This window comes from Variovorax sp. YR216, assembly GCF_900107745.1.
Classification (GTDB): Bacteria; Pseudomonadota; Gammaproteobacteria; order Burkholderiales; family Burkholderiaceae_C; genus Variovorax.
Genome location: NZ_FNRO01000001.1, coordinates 241,782 through 260,357 on the forward strand (window position 1 = coordinate 241,782; position 18,576 = coordinate 260,357).

Annotated in this window: 17 protein-coding genes; 14 read left to right on the forward strand and 3 right to left on the reverse strand. The window is 65.7% G+C overall.

Annotation, left to right across the window (positions count from 1 at the left end; all coding sequences use genetic code 11):
* From BLW05_RS01120 to BLW05_RS01175, 12 genes are all read left to right on the forward strand, one after another.
* Complete coding sequence (locus BLW05_RS01120) at positions 1-696, forward strand: ABC transporter ATP-binding protein (RefSeq protein ID WP_093160345.1); 696 nt, start codon at positions 1-3, stop codon at positions 694-696.
* Positions 697-875: 179 nt separating this feature from the next.
* Positions 876-2,981 (forward strand): 3-hydroxyacyl-CoA dehydrogenase NAD-binding domain-containing protein, encoded by a 2,106-nt coding sequence (locus BLW05_RS01125; RefSeq protein ID WP_093158633.1) that lies wholly within the window; start codon positions 876-878, stop codon positions 2,979-2,981.
* Between the two features lie 19 nt (positions 2,982-3,000).
* The gene (locus BLW05_RS01130) at positions 3,001-4,470 is read left to right on the forward strand and encodes a M20 family peptidase (RefSeq protein WP_093158635.1); all 1,470 of its coding nucleotides are present in this window, start codon (positions 3,001-3,003) and stop codon (positions 4,468-4,470) included.
* 31 nt (positions 4,471-4,501) lie between these two features.
* The gene (locus BLW05_RS01135; RefSeq protein ID WP_093158638.1) at positions 4,502-5,677 is read left to right on the forward strand and encodes an acetyl-CoA C-acyltransferase; all 1,176 of its coding nucleotides are present in this window, start codon (positions 4,502-4,504) and stop codon (positions 5,675-5,677) included.
* 122 nt (positions 5,678-5,799) lie between these two features.
* On the forward strand, positions 5,800-7,632 hold the full coding sequence (locus BLW05_RS01140) for an acyl-CoA dehydrogenase (protein WP_093158641.1): 1,833 nt from the start codon (positions 5,800-5,802) through the stop codon (positions 7,630-7,632).
* Positions 7,632-7,838 (forward strand): hypothetical protein, encoded by a 207-nt coding sequence (locus tag BLW05_RS01145; RefSeq protein WP_093158644.1) that lies wholly within the window; start codon positions 7,632-7,634, stop codon positions 7,836-7,838. The genes BLW05_RS01140 and BLW05_RS01145 overlap by 1 nt, the downstream gene beginning before the upstream one ends.
* Positions 7,839-7,853: 15 nt before the next feature.
* Positions 7,854-8,135 (forward strand): Dabb family protein, encoded by a 282-nt coding sequence (locus BLW05_RS01150; RefSeq protein ID WP_093158646.1) that lies wholly within the window; start codon positions 7,854-7,856, stop codon positions 8,133-8,135.
* 25 nt (positions 8,136-8,160) lie between these two features.
* Entirely contained in the window at positions 8,161-8,955 is a 795-nt protein-coding gene (locus tag BLW05_RS01155) for an SDR family oxidoreductase (protein WP_093158649.1), read from the forward strand.
* 1 nt (position 8,956) lies between these two features.
* Positions 8,957-9,418 carry a PaaI family thioesterase gene (locus BLW05_RS01160; protein ID WP_093158651.1) on the forward strand — a complete coding sequence of 154 codons (462 nt, stop codon included), beginning with the start codon at positions 8,957-8,959 and terminating at the stop codon, positions 9,416-9,418.
* A gap of 11 nt (positions 9,419-9,429) precedes the next feature.
* Positions 9,430-10,446, forward strand: a complete 1,017-nt coding sequence (locus tag BLW05_RS01165; RefSeq protein WP_093158654.1) for an NADP-dependent oxidoreductase — start codon at positions 9,430-9,432, stop codon at positions 10,444-10,446.
* A gap of 20 nt (positions 10,447-10,466) precedes the next feature.
* Complete coding sequence (locus tag BLW05_RS01170) at positions 10,467-12,107, forward strand: isovaleryl-CoA dehydrogenase (RefSeq protein ID WP_093158656.1); 1,641 nt, start codon at positions 10,467-10,469, stop codon at positions 12,105-12,107.
* A 24-nt stretch (positions 12,108-12,131) separates the two neighbouring features.
* Complete coding sequence (locus tag BLW05_RS01175; RefSeq protein WP_093158659.1) at positions 12,132-13,070, forward strand: glutathione S-transferase family protein; 939 nt, start codon at positions 12,132-12,134, stop codon at positions 13,068-13,070.
* Between the two features lie 6 nt (positions 13,071-13,076).
* Here BLW05_RS01175 and BLW05_RS01180 read toward each other — a convergent pair whose 3' ends face one another.
* Genes BLW05_RS01180 through BLW05_RS01190 form a run of 3 tightly spaced genes read right to left on the reverse strand, consistent with a single transcriptional unit; the run spans position 13,077 to position 16,650 of the window.
* The gene (locus BLW05_RS01180) at positions 13,077-13,892 is read right to left on the reverse strand and encodes a class I SAM-dependent methyltransferase (RefSeq protein WP_093158661.1); all 816 of its coding nucleotides are present in this window, start codon (positions 13,890-13,892) and stop codon (positions 13,077-13,079) included.
* A gap of 56 nt (positions 13,893-13,948) precedes the next feature.
* Positions 13,949-14,809: a class I SAM-dependent methyltransferase gene (locus BLW05_RS01185; RefSeq protein WP_093158664.1), complete on the reverse strand. Its 861-nt coding sequence runs from the start codon at positions 14,807-14,809 to the stop codon at positions 13,949-13,951.
* 56 nt (positions 14,810-14,865) lie between these two features.
* Positions 14,866-16,650 (reverse strand): putative Ig domain-containing protein, encoded by a 1,785-nt coding sequence (locus BLW05_RS01190; protein WP_177142528.1) that lies wholly within the window; start codon positions 16,648-16,650, stop codon positions 14,866-14,868.
* Positions 16,651-17,183: 533 nt separating this feature from the next.
* On the opposite strand from BLW05_RS01190, the gene BLW05_RS01195 reads away from it, so the two are divergent.
* Both BLW05_RS01195 and BLW05_RS01200 read left to right on the forward strand, forming a co-directional pair.
* Positions 17,184-18,089: an SDR family oxidoreductase gene (locus BLW05_RS01195; RefSeq protein ID WP_093158669.1), complete on the forward strand. Its 906-nt coding sequence runs from the start codon at positions 17,184-17,186 to the stop codon at positions 18,087-18,089.
* Positions 18,090-18,214: 125 nt separating this feature from the next.
* Positions 18,215-18,574 (forward strand): DUF1428 domain-containing protein, encoded by a 360-nt coding sequence (locus tag BLW05_RS01200; RefSeq protein ID WP_093158671.1) that lies wholly within the window; start codon positions 18,215-18,217, stop codon positions 18,572-18,574.
* Positions 18,575-18,576: the final 2 nt, after the last annotated feature.

The window sequence follows — 18,576 nt, forward strand, 5'->3', positions numbered from 1 at the left end:
ATGCTCAAGCTTCAAGACATCCACGCCTATTACGGCAAGAGCCATGTGTTGCATGGTGTTTCGTTTGACGTGCGCCCCGGCGAGATCGTCGCGCTGCTGGGCCGCAACGGCTCCGGCCGATCGACCACCGCGAAGGCCATCATGGGCCTCGTGCATGCCGAAGGAACGCTGCGCTGGAAGGAACAGGACATCCTCCGCCGCAAGGCCTACGAGGTCGCCCACCTCGGCATCGGCTACGTGCCGGAGAACCGCGACATCTTTCCGAAACTGACGGTGCACCAGAACCTGCTGCTTGGCCAGAAGGGCTCCGGCAAGGGCAGCCGCTGGTCCTTCGACGACATGTACGGCATGTTCCCGCGCCTGAAGGAGCGCCAGCACACCGAGGCCGGCGTGCTCTCGGGCGGCGAGCAGCAGATGCTGACGCTCTGCCGCACGCTGATGGGCGACCCGGACCTGATCATCATCGACGAGCCCACCGAAGGCCTGGCGCCGAAGATCGTCGAGCTGGTGGGCCAGTACCTGCGCTTGCTCAAGGACAAGGGCATCTCGGTCCTGCTCATCGAGCAGAAGCTGACCATCGCGATGCAGATCTCCGACCGCGCGCTCGTCATGGGCCACGGCAGCATCGTGTTCGACGGCACGCCCGACAGCCTGCGCGCCGACGCCGCGACCCGCAAGGAATGGCTGGAGGTCTAGGCGCGCCTTGAAGTTGTCCCGGTAGCGACTGATTGCCATTGCGGCGACTGCCGAAACGCCTAGAATTTCACGCAAAAAAGAACACTCGTGCTTTTTAAGTGCGGAGCCTCCGGCGTCCATCGATGACGAGGGCTTCGAACCCGTTTTTTCGATCCTCTCCCAATCCAAAGGAACGCAGCATGACGGCTGAATACAAAGTGCTCGGCGACGTCGCCGTGATCACCATGACCAACCCTCCGGTCAATGGCCTCGGTTTCTCGACGCGCATCGGTATCACTGACGGTCTTTCCAAAGCCATCGACGATCCGGCGGTCAAGGCGATCGTCATCACCGGCGCCGGCAAGGCGTTCTCGGGCGGCGCGGACATCAAGGAATTCGGCACGCCCAAGGCGCTGCAGGAGCCCAACCTGCTGAGCGTGATCCTGGCGCTCGAAGCATCGACCAAGCCGATCGTCGCTGCGATCCATTCCGTGTGCATGGGCGGCGGCCTCGAACTGGCGCTGGGCTGCCACTACCGCGTGGCCGCGCCCGGCACCAACGTCGCGCTGCCTGAAGTCAAGCTGGGCCTGATCCCCGGCGCGGGCGGCACGCAGCGTCTGCCGCGCGTGCTCGGTGTCGAGACCGCGCTCAACATGATCGTGAGCGGCGAGCCGGTCAAGAGCGAACTGCTCGCTTCGTTGCCGGGCCAGAAGCTGTTCGACAAGCTCGCGGGTTCTGCCGAGTCGCTGTTCGACGAAGCTGTCGAATTCGCCAAGTCGGTCGCCGGCAAGACCAGCGAGGCGCTCCCGCTGGTGCGCAACCTGCCGTGCAAGCATCCGCAAGGCGACGCCTACTTCCAGTTCGCGCGCAACATGGTCGGTGGCATGTCGAAAAACTATCCGGCGCCGCTCAAGTGCGTCGATGCGGTGCAGTCCGCCACGAAGATGAAGTTCGACGACGGCATGGCCGAAGAGCGCCGCATCTTCACCGCGCTGATGTTCACGCCCGAATCCATCGCGCTGCGCCACCTGTTCATGGCCGAGCGCGCCGCTTCGCACATTCCCGACGTGCCCGGAGACACGCCTCAGCGCGCCGTCAAGTCCGTGGGCGTCATCGGCGCCGGCACCATGGGCGGCGGCATCTCGATGAACTTCCTGGACGCCGGCATCCCGGTGACCATCCTCGAGACGAAGCAGGAAGCGCTCGACCGCGGCGTTGCCACCATCCGCAAGAACTACGAAGCGCAGGTCAAGAAGGGCAAGCTCAAGCAGGACAAGTACGACCAGCGGATGGCGCTGCTCAAGACCACGCTGTCCTACGACGACCTCAAGGACGCGGACCTCGTGATCGAGGCCGTCTTCGAAGAACTCGGCGTCAAGGAAAAGGTATTCACTGAACTCGATCGCGTGGTCAAGCCCGGCGCGATCCTGGCCTCGAACACCTCCACGCTCGACGTGGACAAGATCGCGGCTTTCACCAAGCGTCCGCAGGACGTGGTCGGCATGCACTTCTTCAGCCCGGCAAACGTGATGAAGCTGCTCGAAGTGGTGCGCGGCAAGGCCACCGCCAAGGACGTGCTCGCCACCGTGATGGGCATTGCCAAGAAGATCAAGAAGACCGCCGTGGTCTCGGGCGTGTGCGATGGCTTCATCGGCAACCGCATGATCGAGCAGTACTCGCGTCAAGCCGGTTTCCTGCTCGATGAAGGCGCGACGCCGCAGCAGGTGGACAAGGCGATCGAGAAGTTCGGCTTCGCGATGGGCCCGTTCCGCATGGGCGACCTTGCCGGCAACGACATCGGCTGGGCGATCCGCAAGCGCCGCGCGACCGAAATCGCCGACATGAAGTACAGCCGCACCGCCGACAAGCTCTGCGAACTGGGCCGTTTCGGCCAGAAGACCGGGGCAGGGTGGTACGACTACCAAGCCGGTAAGCGCGACGCGATCCCGTCGGACCTCGTGAACAAGATGATCGAGGACCACCGCAAGGAACTCGGGATCACGCCGCGCAAGATCTCCGACGAAGAGATCGTGCAGCGCCTCGTGTATTCGCTCGTCAACGAAGGCGCGCACATCCTCGAAGACGGCATCGCCTCGAAGTCGGGCGACATCGACATGGTGTACCTGACGGGCTACGGCTTCCCGATCTGGCGCGGCGGGCCGATGCACTACGCGTCGCAGGTCGGCCTGTTCAACGTGGCCGAGTCGATGAAGCGTTTCGCGAAGAACCCGCACGACGATGCGAAGTTCTGGCAACCGGCGGCGCTGATCCAGAAACTGGTCGCCGAAGGCAAGTCGTTCAGCTGACCGGAGGCGAGACCGTTCCATGCTGAAACGAGTGTTCCTTGCGCTGGTGCTGGTGATCGCGGCACTGGTGGCAGTGGTGGCGGTCAATACCTGGCGCACGCCGTCACGGCAGGTTGCCGTGGCGCCGGCGCCGCCGCTTTCGATCGATCTCCCGGCCGCTGCCAGGCGGCTGGCGGGCGGGATTCAGTTCCGCACCGTCTCGAGCCTCGAGGATCCCGCCGGCAACTCGGCGGAATTCGACAAGCTGCATGCGTACCTCGCAGAGCAGTTCCCGAAGGTCCACGCCACCCTCAAGAAGGAAGTGATCGGGCAGCACGCGCTGCTCTACACCTGGGCCGGCTCCGACCCCAAGGTCAAGCCGATCGCGCTGATGGCGCATCAGGACATGGTGCCCATCGCGCCCGGCACCGAAAAAGCGTGGAAGGTCGATCCGTTCGGCGGCGTGATCGAGGACGGCTTCATCTGGGGCCGCGGCGCGCTCGACAACAAGGGCAACCTGTTCGCGCAGATGGAGGCCATCGAAGGGCTCATCGGCAGCGGCTTCAAGCCCGCGCAGACGATCTACCTCGTGATGGGCGATGACGAAGAGGTGAGCGGCCTGCGCGGTGCGCTGCCGATTGCCGAGCTGCTCAAGTCGCGCGGCGTGCGGCTCGACTGGGTGCTCGACGAAGGCCTGCTGGTGCTCGACGGCGTGCTGCCGGGCCTGTCGAAGCCTTCGGCGCTGATCGGCCTGGCCGAGAAGGGCTATGCGACGTTTTTCCTCTCGCTGGACACCGCACCGGGGCACTCGTCGATGCCGCCCGCGCACAGCGCGATCGGCCAGATGAGCGCGGCGCTCGCACGCCTCGAATCCAAGCCGATGCCGGGCGGCATCAAGGGCATCGCGGGCCAGATGTTCGGCACGCTGGCGCCCGAGATGAGCGGACTCAACCGCGTCCTGCTGTCCAACCTGTGGCTCACCGGTCCGCTGGTCGAAAGCCAACTCGAGAAGAGCCCGAGCAGCAACGCGATGCTGCGCACGACCACTGCGCTGACGATCGTTCGCGCCGGCAACAAGGACAACGTGCTGCCGGGCCGTGCCGAGGCGGCGGTGAACTTCCGCATCCTGCCGGGCGACACCATCGACAGCGTGGAAGCGCACCTGAAGAGCGCGCTCGGCAACGACGCGATCCAGGTCAAGCGCTATCCGGGTAACTCGGAGCCTTCGCCCGTTTCGCCGACCGATGGCGACGGTTATCGCGCCATCGAGCGCTCGGTGCGGCAGGCCTTTCCTGACGCCATCGTCGCGCCGGGCCTGATGGTCGCTGCCACCGATTCGCGCCACTTCAGCCTTGTGAGCGACCAGGTCTATCGCTTCTCGCCGTTCCGCGCCAAGAGCGAGGACCTCGCGCGATTCCACGGCACCAATGAACGTCTCGCCATTTCGAACTACGGCGAAGCGATCAATTTCTACCAGCAGCTGCTGCGCGACACCGCACAGCCCCAGTAACCGACATTCCTCTTCTTCAAAGGACCACATCATGACCAGCGCCGTCATCGTTTCCACCGCCCGTACGCCGCTCGCGAAGAGCTGGAAGGGTTCCTTCAACATGACCCACGGCGCCACGCTCGGCGGCCACGCGGTGCAGCATGCGGTCCAGCGCGCCGGCATCGATCCGGCCGAAGTGGATGACGTGATCATGGGCTGCGCGACGCCGGAAGGCGCGACCGGCTCCAACATCGCGCGCCAGATCGCGCTACGCGCCGGCCTGCCGATCACCACGTCGGGCATGACCATCAACCGCTTCTGCTCGTCGGGCCTGCAGACTATCGCAACCGCTGCGCAGCGCATCATCGCGGGTGAGGGCGAGGTCTATGTTGCCGGTGGCGTCGAGAGCATCTCCTGCGTGCAGAACGAAGCCAACAAGCACATGCTGGCCGACCCGTGGCTGGTCAAGCACAAGCCCGAGATCTACTGGAACATGCTGCAGACGGCCGAGCAGGTCGCCAAGCGCTACAACATCGGCCGCGATGCGATGGACGAATACGGCGCCGCCAGCCAGCAGAAGGCCACCGCCGCGCTCGAAGCGGGCCTCTTCAAGGCCGAGATCGCGCCGATCACCGTGCTGGCCGGCGTGGCCGATCCGGTGATGGGTCTGCGCACGAAGGAAGTCACCGTCGAGAACGACGAAGGCATCCGCGCCGGCACCACCAAGGAAGGCATCAGCGGCATCCGCTCGGCGCTGCCCGGCGGCCTGATTTCGGCGGGCAACGCCAGCCAGTTCTCGGACGGCGGCGGCGCCTGCGTGGTGGTCGACGAGAAGTACGCCGAGCAGAAGGGCCTGAAGCCGCTCGGCCGCTTCCTCGGCTTCGCGGTCGCCGGCTGCGAGCCTGACGAAATGGGCATCGGCCCGGTCTTCGCGGTGCCGAAGGTGCTCAAGCGCCTGGGCCTGAAGGTCAGCGACATCGACCTCTGGGAGCTCAACGAGGCCTTCGCGGTGCAGGTGATCTACTGCCGCGACAAGCTGGGCATTCCGGGTGACCGCCTGAACGTGAACGGCGGCGCGATCGCGGTTGGCCACCCCTATGGCGTGAGCGGCCAGCGCCTGACCGGCCACGCGCTCATCGAAGGCAAGCGCCGCGGCGCCAAGAAGGTCGTCGTCACGATGTGCATCGGCGGCGGCATGGGTGCTGCCGGCGTCTTCGAGGTTCTCTAGCTCGCCCCCAGGCTCGCGCACTTCGTGTCGCTCTCCACCCCCTACCGGGGGCAACCCCAGCGGCCCGGCGGAGCCGGTTCCGCGGGGTTTCTGGCTTTTAGGCCGTTGCATTGAGAACTCACATGAGCCTTCGTTCCACCCTCGACTTTCTTTTGTACGACTGGCTGCATGCCGAGTCGCTCAACGAGCGCGAGCGTTTTGCCGACCATTCGCGCGAAACCTTCGATGCGGTGCTCGACACCTGCGAGCGCATCGCGCGCGAGAAGTACGCGCCGTTCAACCGCATCGTCGACACGCAAGAGCCGCATTTCGACGGCGAGAAGGTGATCCTCCCGCAGGCCACGCACGATGCGCACAAGGCCTTCGTCGAGTCCGGCATGATGAGCGCGGCGCAGGACTACGACATCGGCGGCATGCAACTGCCGTACACCGTGCAGGCGGCGGCGAACAGCTTCTTCGCGATGGCCTCGGTCAGCATCGGCTCGAACATGCTCACCAGCGGCAATGCCAATCTGCTGATGGTGCACGGCACCGAGATGCAGAAGGAGGTCTTTGCCAAGAACGAATTCTCGGGCCGCTGGGCGGGCACCATGTGCCTGTCGGAGCCGCAAGCCGGCTCCAGCCTCAGCGATGTCGCCACGCGTGCGGTGCCCGACGGTGCCGACTTCCAGGACGATCCTCTCGGGCCACGCTATCGGCTCACCGGCAACAAGATGTGGATCTCGTCCGGCGACCATGAGCTGACCGAGAACATCGTTCACATCGTGCTCGCCAAGATCCCGGACGAGAGCGGCAAGCTGATTCCGGGCACGCGCGGCATTTCGCTTTTCATCGTGCCGAAGCGAATGGTCGATACCCAGGGCCAGCTCACCGGTGAGCGCAACGACGTGGCGCTTGCGGGTCTGAATCACAAGCTCGGCTGGCGCGGCACGACCAACACGCTGCTCAATTTCGGCGAAGGCAAGTACCCCGTGGGCGGCAAGGCCGGCGCGGTGGGCTACCTGGTCGGCCAGCCCGGCAAGGGCCTGCATTGCATGTTCCACATGATGAACGAGGCGCGCATCGGCGTCGGCACCGCAGCCGTCATGCTCGGCATGGCCGGCTACCACGCCTCGCTGGAATACGCGAAGATGCGCCCGCAAGGCCGCCCCGCCGGGCCCGCGGGCAAGGATTCCGCGAAGCCGCAGGTCCGCATCATCGAACACAGCGACGTGCGCCGCATGCTGCTCGCGCAAAAGGCGTACTGCGAAGGCGCGCTCGCGCTGGAGCTCTACTGCGCGCGATTGGTCGACGAGCAGAAGACCGGCTCGCCGGAAGCCGCCGACGACGCACGGCTGCTGCTGGAGGTGCTGACCCCGATCGCCAAGAGCTGGCCGAGCGAGTGGTGCCTCGAAGCCAACTCGCTGGCGATCCAGATCCATGGCGGCTACGGCTATACCCGCGACTTCCCGGTCGAGCAGTACTGGCGCGACAACCGTCTGAACATGATCCACGAGGGCACCCACGGGATCCAGGCCACCGACCTGCTGGGCCGCAAGGTCCTGATGGAGGACGGACGGGGCCTCACGCTGCTGGGCGGGCGGATCGCGGATACCATCCAGCGCGCCGCCGCGCAGCCCGCGCTGGCCGGTCACGCCAAGTCGCTCGGCGCCGCGCTGCAACGCGTGGCTTCCGCCACGAAGGCCGCATGGTCCACCGGCAACCCGCAGGAAGCGCTGGCGAATGCGGTGCCGTACATGCAGGCCTTCGGCCATGTGGTGCTGGCCTGGATCTGGCTCGATGTCGCACAGCGCGCCCTGGAGGCCGATGCCGCGAAGTCGCAGCCGGCCACCGTGGGCCGCGTCGGTGCAACGGACTTTTTCTTCAACTACGAACTGCCCAAGATCGGCGCGTGGCTCAACGTCGTGGAGTCGCGCGACCCGACTTGTGCCGCACTGCCCGAGGAGGCTTTCTGATGACCGCTACCAAACCGCACGCCACGCTGGAAAAATGGATCTGGATCCTGATCTACGGCGGCCTGCTGACCCTGATCCTCGGCATTGCGACCGGGCGCCAGGAAGGGATGGAGACGCTCGGGTGGGCCATGGCCGTGCCCGGTGCGGTGGCCGCCGCAGTGGGCGTCGTGCTGATCTACGTGCGCTCGCGTCTTTCGAACAAGTGAGGCCCAAGAAACGTCATGATCAAACACATCGTCATGTGGAAGCTCAAGAACCCGGGCGACGCGGCCAGGTTCAAGGCCCAGCTCGACAGCTGCAAGGGCCTCGTGCCCGGCATGCGCGAATTCGAAGCGGCGATTCGTACCGAAGGCCTCGAGGCCAACGTGGATGTCGTGCTCGTCTCGGCCTTCGACGACAAGGCGGCATTGCAGGCCTATCTGGAGCATCCTGTGCACGTCGAGGTGTCGGCCGTCCTCGGCGGCCTTCGCGAATCGCGCACCGTGCTCGACTATGAGATTTGAAACCCACTGATTCCCCGGAGACACCATGACTGCACGAAGCATCCAGCAACTCTTCGACCTGAGCGGCAAGGTCGCGCTCGTCACCGGCGGCTCGCGCGGGCTCGGGCTGCAGATGGCCCATGCGCTCGGCGAGGCCGGCGCGAAGATCATGCTGAGTTCGCGCAAGGCGGACGACCTCGAACAGGCTGCTGCAGAGCTGCAGGCCGCCGGCATCGATGCGCGCTGGATCGCGGCCGATTGCTCGAAGGAAGAAGACACGCGCCGCCTCGCCGATGAAACCCTGGAGCGCCTGGGCGCGGTCGACATCCTCGTCAACAACGCCGGTGCGAGCTGGGGTGCACCGGCCGAGAACCATCCGGTCGAGGCCTGGGACAAGGTCATGAACCTCAACGTGCGCGGCTACTTCATCCTGTCGCAGCAGATCGCGCGCAGCTACATGATCCCGAAGAAGAGCGGCCGCATCATCAACATCGCCTCCATCGCGGGCCTGAACGGCAACCCGCCCGAGATGCAGACCATCGCCTACAACACCTCGAAGAGCGCGGTCATCGGCTTCACGCACACGCTCGCGGCAGAGTGGGGCAAGTACGGCATCAACGTCAATGCAATCTGCCCGGGCTTCTTCATGACGAAGCTGGCGGCGGGCCTGATCAAGTCGATCGGAGAGGAAAAGATGGCTGCGCATGCGCCGCTCGGCCGCCTGGGCGACGACGAGGACCTGAAAGGCATCACGCTGCTTTATGCGAGCGACGCAGGCAAGCACATTACCGGCCAATGGCTGGCGGTGGATGGCGGCGTGAGTGTGGTTCTCGGCGCTTGAGATGACTGACACCAACGACAGCATCAACCTGCGGTCCTACACGGACCAGATTCCCTTCGCGCGCCATCTCGGTTTCGAGATCACGAAGTTCGAGGGCGGCGAGTCCGAGCTGCGCTACACGGCCAAGCCCGAGCACCTGAACACCTTCGACGTGACGCACGGCGGTGCGGTGATGACGATGCTCGACATCGCCATGGCTGCCGCGGCGCGCAGCGAGACGCCGGAGATCGGCGTCGTCACGATCGAGATGAAGACCACCTTCATGGCGCCTTCGGTCGGCCCGCTGATCGCGCGCGGCAAGCTGCTGCACCGCACCGCGACGATGGGCTTCACCGAAGCGAAGATCCACGATGCGCAGGACCGCGTCTGCGCCCATGCCACAGGCACCTTCAAGTACGTGAAGCGAAGGCTTCCCACCGGCGCGGCGAGCGCCAACGAAATGCGCCCACCCTCGACAGACTGAAAGACAAGACCATGCCCACCAATCGCCAACAGATCCTCGACAACCGCCCCGAAGGCGAAGCCGTCGCCAGCAACTTCAAGCTCGTGACCAGCGAGACGCCCGCACTCAAGGACAACCAGGTGCTGGTCCGCCATCACTACATGAGCCTCGACCCGTACATGCGCGGCCGCATGAACGAGTCGAAGAGCTACGCCCAGCCGCAGCCGCTCGGGCAGGTGATGCAGGGTGGCACCGTCGGCGAGATCGTCGAGAGCAAACACCCCAAGTTCGCCGTGGGCGACAAGGTCGTCGGCTTCGGCGGCTGGCAGGAGTACGGCGTGGTCGATGCCTCGCAGCCCGGCATGCTGCGCAAGGTGGACACCACGCACGTGCCGCTGTCGCACTACCTGGGCGCGGTCGGCATGCCGGGCGTCACCGCCTGGTATGGCCTCGTGAAGATCATCAACCCGAAGGCCGGCGAGACGCTGGTCATCACCGCCGCGAGCGGCGCGGTCGGAAGCGCCTTCGGTGCGCTTGCCAAGGCGCGCGGCTGCCGCGTGGTGGGGATCGCGGGCGGCGCCGACAAGTGCAAGTACGTGACCGACGAGCTCGGTTTCGACGCCTGCATCGACTATCGCCAGCATCCCGACGTCAAGAGCATGAGTGCGGCGCTCAAGGAAGCCTGCCCCAACGGGATCGATGGCTACTTCGAGAACGTCGGCGGCTACATCTTCGATGCGGTGCTGTTGCGCGCCAACGCCTTCGCGCGCGTCGCGCTGTGCGGGATGATCGCGGGCTATGACGGCCAGCCGCTGCCACTCGCGAACCCGTCGCTGTTCCTCATCAACCGCATCAAGCTAGAAGGCTTCATCGTCAGCGAGCACATGGAGGTCTGGCCGGAGGCGCTGGCCGAACTCGGCGCGCTGGTGGCGAGCGGCAAGCTCCGTCCGCGCGAATCGGTCGCGCAGGGCATCGAGGCCGCGCCCGAAGCCTTCCTCGGCCTGCTGAAGGGCAGGAACTTCGGCAAGCAGCTCGTCAAGCTGATCTGACAACCTCACGGAGACCGGCCATGGATGCGACTCACGAAGTCTTCAACCAGCCGGCTCCGCTGACCGGCTACAACCTCTTCGAGACCAACCGGCCGCTGCGGGACGCGTTGAAGTTCAACGCGCCGCAACTTCATGCGGCCGCGCTGAGCCATCTGGGCGCGGCACTCGGCTCGGCCGAGATGCAGGCGCATGCGCGGCTCGCGAACATCCACACGCCGTTGCTGCATACGCACGACCGGTTTGGGCGACGGATCGACGAGGTGGAGTTTCATCCGAGCTACCACGCGCTGATGTCGACGGCCGTCGGCGCCGGCCTGCACGGCGCGGCATGGGCGGCGTCCGGGCCGTCGCCGCATGTGCATCGCGCCGCCGGCTTCATGCTGTTCACCGAGCTCGAGCCGTCCATCCTGTGCCCGGTCTCGATGACGTACGCGGTCGCGCCGGCCCTGCGCGGCAATGCGGCCATCCATGCGGACTGGGGACCGAAGCTCTCCAGCCTCTGGTACGACCCGAGCCTGCAGCCATGGTCCGACAAGCCCGGCGTGACGATGGGCATGGGCATGACGGAAAAGCAGGGCGGCTCGGACGTTCGCGCCAACACCACGCGCGCCGTTCGCGTCGGCAGCGACGCCTGGGGCGAGCGCTACGAGATCACCGGCCACAAGTGGTTCTTCTCCGCGCCGATGTGCGATGCCTTCCTGATCCTCGCGCAGGCGCCCGCCGGACTGTCGTGCTTCTTCCTGCCGCGGGAGCTCAATGACGGCAGCCGCAACGCGATCCAGATCCAGCGGCTGAAGGACAAGCTCGGCAACAAGGCCAATGCCAGTTCCGAGGTCGAGTTCCGCGGTGCGACCGCGTGGCTGGTCGGCGAGGAGGGGCGCGGCATCCCGCAGATCCTCGAAATGGGCACGATGACGCGTCTCGACTGCGCGCTCGGCACCGCCGGCCTGATGCGCCAGGCGCTCAGCCTTGCGCTCAACCACACAGCGCAGCGCAGCGCCTTTGGCAAGCCGCTGATCGAGCAACCGCTGATGAAGAACGTACTGGCCGATCTCGCGCTCGAAAGCGAGGCGGCCACGGCGCTGGCGATCCGACTCGCGCGCGCCTTCGACCGGCAGGACGACGAGCATGAGCGCCTGATGGCGCGCCTGCTCACGCCGGTCGCCAAGTTCTGGATCTGCAAGCGTGGCAGCCTGTTCGCGCAGGAAGCGATGGAATGCCTTGGCGGCAACGGTTACGTGGAAGAGGGCGGCGAAGGCGTGATGGCCCGCGTCTACCGCGAGATGCCGCTCAACTCGATCTGGGAAGGTGCGGGCAACATCATGGCGCTCGATCTGCTGCGGGGCCTGCGCAAGGGCGATGCGGTCGCGGCGATCGCGCAGGAACTCGCGCCCGCGCGCGGCACCGAAGCGGCGCTCGACCGTCTGGCCGATGCCTTGCCCGCGCGCATCGAGGCCATGGCGACCGAGATCGAGGCGCGAAGGCTCGCGCAGGATGTGGCGCTCGCTGTGCAAGCCGCCTTGCTCGCGCAGACTGCGCCTGCCGAGGTTGCCAGCGCCTTCTGCGCATCGCGGCTCGGCGGCGACTGGGGCCACGCTTTCGGCACGTTGGGCGCATCGGTCGATTTCGATGCGATCATTTCCCGCGCGCAACCCCACTGAACCAACGCAACACGAAGGATTGCCATGGCAGATCTGATCCTCCATCACTACGCGACCTCGCCTTTCAGCGAGAAGGTCCGGCTGATCATGGGCTACAAGAAGCTCACCTGGAAGTCGGTGATCGTCCCGCAGATCATGCCCAAGCCCGACTATGTGGCGCTCACCGGTGGCTACCGCCGCGTGCCGGTGCTGCAGATCGGCGCGGACATCTACTGCGACACGGCGCTGATCTGCGACGTGCTCGAACATCTCACGCCGCTGCCGTCGCTCTACCCCGAGCCGGGCAAGGGCCTGTCGCGCGTGGTCGCGCAGTGGGCCGACAGCAGCCTGTTCTGGGCCGCGATGGCCTACAACCTGAGCGGCAAGGGCGCCGCGGATGTCTTCGCCAAGGCGCCGCCCGAGGCCGCCAAGGCTTTCGGGGAGGACCGCAAGGCCATGAGCAGCAACATGGTGCGCCTGCGGCCGGGCGACGCGACGTCGGCGTACAAGTCGTACCTGCGGCGGCTGTCCGACATGCTCGACGACACCGACTACCTGCTCGGCGGCTACCCGACGGTGGCGGACTTCGCCTGCTATCACCCGCTGTGGTTCACGCGCAAGCGCACGCCGTCGATGGCCGAGATCCTGCAGCTCACGCCGGCGGTAGTGGACTGGCTCGACCGCATGGCGGGCATCGGCCACGGCACGATGGAGACCTTCGACGAGGCCCAGGCCTTCGAGGTCGCCGAGGCCTCGCTGCCTCACACGCTGCTGTCGGACAGCACCTTCCAGGACGACCACGGCATTCCGCTCGGTTCGCACGTCACGATCACTGCCGAAAGCTTCGGCCCGGAGCCGACCGACGGCGAACTCATCGCCGCCACGCGCACGCACTTCACGCTGCGCCGCACTGGCGAGCGTTTCGGCACGGTGCATGTGCACTTCCCGCGCGTGGGCTACGTGCTGCGGAAGGTCGAGGGCTGATCGGACTCAGCGGCGCGCCGTGACGATGTGCGCCTGGATCCTGCCGTCGATCGGCCCGGCCCCGAACCGGTGCGCCAACGCCTCCTCGCAGACCGCCGTGGCCTCGGTCAGGCTGCCTGAGCGTGCTTCGATCTCGTTGCGCAGCGGCGTGCCCTGGCAGTAGGCGAGCGCCGCCACCCGCGGCGATGCGGCGCGGCTGCGCGCGGTGATGGTTTCGAAGCCGGGCGATGTCGTGAATTCCGCTTTGGCAAGATCGCGCTCGATCACCTGTCGTTCGTAGTAGCCGTGCGCCACCCGCGCCATGAAGCGCGGCGGGTCGGAAGGGAACAGCGTGGCAAGCGCCTGGGTGGAGACGTCGGCGAATTCGTTGTCCTCGATCCGGTCCCAGACGGCGAAGACGAACGCGCCGCCGGGACGGAGCACGCGACGCGTCTCGGCGTACGCCGCAGACTTGTCCGGAAAGAACATCGCGCCGAACTGGCAGACGACCACGTCGAAGCTCGCATCCTCGAAAGGGAGCTTCATCGCATCGGCCTGCTGCCATTGCACCGGCCGTTGCGTGCCCGTGGCGGCGGCGCGATCGAGCATCGGTTGATTCAGGTCGGTGGCGATCAGTTCGACGCTCGCCGGCAGGACGCGCGCCATGGCGCGCGTCACCACGCCGGTGCCGGCGGCGGTTTCCAGCACCCGCGACGGCGCCAGGGCAGCGACCCGCGGCGCGGTTTCGGCGGCATACACCTCGAAGATCAGCGGGACCAGGTACTCGTCATAGAGGGTCGGGATCGAGCCGGCGAACTTGATGTCCGAAGCGGGAATCGCCATCGCGTGCCTCCTGGGTGCTGAATCGCCGCGATTGTGAACCCGTCGGCGGTCTTGTCCTAGCGGATCGCGAGGAGCAGTTCCTCAGCGTTCACGGGCGGGCGCAGGCCATCGGCCCGGTCCCTGAAATAACGCTCGGCCAGATCCGCTGCCGACACGTGCCGGGCATCGCCGAAGCCCGCATCGTGCGCCATCTGCATCATTTCCTGCGGCGCGAAGAAACTGATGAAGGGCGTACCGCTGGCCCTTGCGCCCTTCTCCGCCATCTCCAGCCCGGGCCGCACCGCCGGCTCCGCCATCTCCAGCGGAAGCAGGAAAGTCATGGCGAACATCGAGCCGGGGGCCAGTGCCGCGACCTGTCGCAAGGTCGCGGCGTTTGCTTCCTTGCTCAGGTACATGCTGACGCCGGTCGATACCACGATGGCGGGTTGGTGCTCGTCGAAGCCGGCCTTCCGCAGCCCCTCGAGCCAGGACGCCCTGGCCTCGAAATCGACCGGCACGAAGTGCAGCCAATTGGGCGCTCCGAAGCCGAGCTCATCCAGACGTTGCCGCTTCCACGCCTGAGGCCCGGGCGGGTCCACCTCGAAGACGTGGAGCCGGGATGCGATCTCCGGCCTCCGTTGCGCGAAGCTGTCCAGGCCGGCGCCGAGGATGACGTACTGGGTGAGTCCGTGCCCGATCTGCTCCGCGACCAGATCCTCGATGAAGCGGGCGCGTGCCACGATGGAAGCCCGGAAGGGCCGCGTGAACTGCGGGTCCATGTCGCCGCGTTCGCGCCAGTGCGGACCTGGCGCCAGCATCCGAAGACCGACCGTGTCTTCGAACACATGCGGCAGGGCGTCGACTTCCACATGCAGCGCGCGCCACAACGCGACGCGCGCGGCGGTGCTGTCAGGGGACGATTCTTCGCAAAGGTTCATGTCATGGACTCGGGCAAGTGGCCGCAGATATTTTCAGCCACCGCCGTGTCGAGGCCTCATGGTCCGGGGATGTAGAACACCGAGGAGTTGATCGAACCACTGCCATGGCCGCCACCGACCAGGAGGATCCTGCCATCCGGCAGGGCGACCGCACGGTGTGCGCTGCGCGCCTCGGCCAGCGGATTGGCGCTGAGCCAATGTCCCGTCACCGAGTCATAGATCTCCACGGTGCTCAAGTAGCTGTAGTCGCCGGTTATTCCGCCCACGACGAGCACGTTCCCACTGGGCAGGAGCGTTGCCGTGTTGCCCAAGCGCGCAGTGCTCATGGGGTCGGTGGATGTCCATTGCCCGGCCAACGGGTCGTAGAGATTGGCGGTGCTCAAGAAGGCGAGTGTGTCGTAGGACAGGCCGCCAGCCGACAGAACCTTGCCAGTCGGCAGCAAGACTGCGAAGGCCGGGAGGTCCCGCACGGACATCGACCCGGAGAGCGACCAGGTATCGGTGAGAGGGTCGTAAAGCTCCGAAACCGCGCTTTCCCCTCCATAGGCCAGCACTTTTCCGTTCGGGAGCAAGACGCCGCCCTGATGCGCGTTGCTGAGCGAACCGGCCGGGGTCCATTGCCCGGTTGCTGGGTCATACAGTTCGGCAACGCGCCCCGCTGCGCCGGAAACCCCCCCGACAACCAATACCCTGCCATTGGGAAGCAGAGTGGCCGTATGGTTGCCACGCGCGACGCTCATCGATCCTGTAGGCGTCCATTGACCGGTGGTAGGGTCGAAGAGCTCGGCACTACTCAAGAATCTGCTCGCGATCGGCTCGCTATCGAGGCCGCCGACAGCAAGCACTTTGCCATCGGGTAGCAGGGTCAAGGTGTGGAACCCGCGTCGGGCATTCATTGAACCTGTCGCGGTCCATTGGTTCGAGCCCGAATCAAAGACTTCCGCGCTGTTGGTCGGGGACTCATAGAAGATGCTGGAAAAGTAGCCGCCGGTCGCGAGCGCCTTGCCATCCGATAGAAGGACGAGGCCGAAGTTGCTTCGAGCAAAGCTCATCAGGCCCTGCGCCTGCACTGCGATGGAAACGGTCGCCGAGACGCTGCCCGCAGTGTTGCTGCCGGTAATCACGTAGTCGGTTGCAGGCTGCGACGCCTGCGGTGTGCCGCTGATGGCGCCGCTGACCGTGTCCAGGCTCAGTCCTGACGGCAACGTGGGCTCGACCTTGAAGCGGGTGATGGGCCCACCGCCACCGAGCGGCAGGTTGGGAATGATGGGCTGGCCGAGCAGGTAGGCAGCGTTCTGTTTGTGATACTGCAACGGGCCCGGAAGTGGTGTCGTCCCCTCGACAGAAATACTCAGTGACAAGACGGTGTTCGAGCCTGCGCCATTGCTGACGGTTACCCTGTAGTACGCCTGCGGGCTCGACAGCATGGGCGTTCCGGTGATCGTGCCCGTGCGCGGATCGAGCATGAGGCCGATCGGGAGGCTGGGCGACACCGTCACCAGCGTGAAGTCGCCGCCTTGGGCGCTGAGCGTGTTGGGTGCGATGGGTTGCCCTTGGCGATAGATCGGCGATTCGACGGCGTAGCGCAGATTGCCCGGGGCCACGGTGCGTGGCGACACTTCGATCCGTAACCCCGCCGTTGCCGTTCCGCCGGCATTGCGACCGGTCACCTTGTAGATCACCGTCCTCGACGGGGTTTGTGGCGAACCGCTGATGATGCCGCTCGCCGGATCAATGGTCAGCCCTGCCGGTAGTGGCGGGTCGACGGTAAATTGCTCGATCGAATCGCCGCTGTAGATCGGCTGGTTCGGGACGATCTGAGTCCCTGCTGCATACGACACCATACTTCGGCCGTAATGGAGCCCTTGCGGCTCGGACTTCTGCGGATCCGGTATTGCCGGGGTCGTCGGCGTGGTCGGAGTCTCCGAGCCACCCGGAGACGCGACTTGCGTCGGAGAAGTGGTGGAGGTCTCCGCGCTGGCTTGCGCTGAAGCGGGCGGCGCCGACGAAGCCGAGGCCACGAAACCACTCGGGCCTCCTCCACCTCCACCTCCACCTCCGCACGCGGCCAGCGAAAGGCTGGCTGCGAGCACGACGAAGCGCCCCAGCAAGGCGCGCACGATTCCATCCGCACCTGCCCACGTTCTCCAAACCCTCATTCCTCACTCCTCATCTATTGCGACAACTAGTTACATTGAGTGTAACGATTTGGTAGTCATTCGTTGACTGGGATGTCGCAACATCCACCAGGGACCGCCGCCGCCCCGGCGCGCCCCCGACGCAGCCATGTCGGCACCTTCGTGACTGCACCAATCGGTTTTCCATATTTCAATAGCGCCTTTGCACACAAGAGACGACGAAAGGAAACGCGCAAATGATTCAGGATTTCAAGGGCACCACGGCTGTTCTCACCGGCGCCGGTTCCGGCTTTGGCCTGGAGTGCGCGCGCATCGGCGCGGCCCGCGGGATGAACCTCGTGCTCGTCGACGTGCAGCAGGACGCACTCGACAAGGCGAAGGCCGAGATGGAAGCCGCCGGCGCACAGGTCTTGGCGCGCAAGGTCGACGTGGCCGATGCGAAGCAGATGGAAGACCTCGCCAAGGCGGTGCAGGAGCGTTTCGGCGCGCCGCACTTCGTCTTCAACAACGCGGGCGTCGGTGCGGGCGGGCTGGTGTGGGAAAACACTGTCGCCGACTGGGAATGGGTGCTGGGCGTCGACCTCTGGGGCGTGATCCACGGCGTGCGCCTGTTCACGCCGATGATGCTCGAAGCCGCCGCGAAGGACCCTTCGTACCGAGGCCACATCGTCAACACGTCGAGCATGGCCGGCCTGCTGACGCCGCCCAACATGGGCATCTACAACACTGCGAAGGCGGGCGTGGTGAGCCTGACCGAGACGCTCTACCAGGACCTGAAGCTCGTTACCGACCAGATCGGCGCGAGCCTGCTGTGCCCGTACTTCGTGCCCACCGGCATCAGCCAGAGTCAGCGCAACCGGCCGGGCGAGCTCGCTGCCGGAAAGCCGACGAAGAGCCAGCTCATCGGCCAGGCCATGAGTGACAAGGCGGTGAGCAGCGGCAAGGTCACCGCCGCGGAGGTGGCGCAGAAGGTGTTCGACGCCATCTCCGCGAACCAGTTCTACGTGTTCAGCCACCCGAAGGCGCTGGGCAACGTGAAGAGCCGGATGGAGAACATCGTTGCCATCGAGAACCCGGCCGATCCTTTCCTGGAGCGGCCCGAGATCGGCGTGAACCTGCGCGCGCAATTGCGGGCGCAGTGACGCGGCATCGGCGGCGCGGGCGATGCCCGTGCCGCCGAACGGGACTTGGCCCCGTGGCGACTGGCTGCGTAGACTGAAGCCTTCCGGTTCGGTATCGCTGTCAATCCACATCAAGGAGACGCCGCATGGCCTACGTCGATGGATACGTTCTGCCGGTCCCCAAAGCCAACATCGAGAAGTACCGCGCGCTCGCGCAACGCGCCGCCGCGATCTGGCGCGAACACGGCGCGCTCCAGTACCGCGAGTGCATCGCCGATGACGTGAAGTCCGGCGAAGTCACTTCCTTCCCGCAAAGCGTCCAGCTGAAAGACGACGAAACCGTGATCTTCGCCTACGTCGTCTTCGAGTCGCGTGATCAGCGCGACGAGGTCAACGCCAAGGTCATGAGCGATCCACGTCTGGCCGACATGATGGACGCGAAGAGCATGCCGTTCGATGGCAAGCGCATGTTCTGGGGTGGATTCGAGGTGCTGGTCGAGGCTTGACC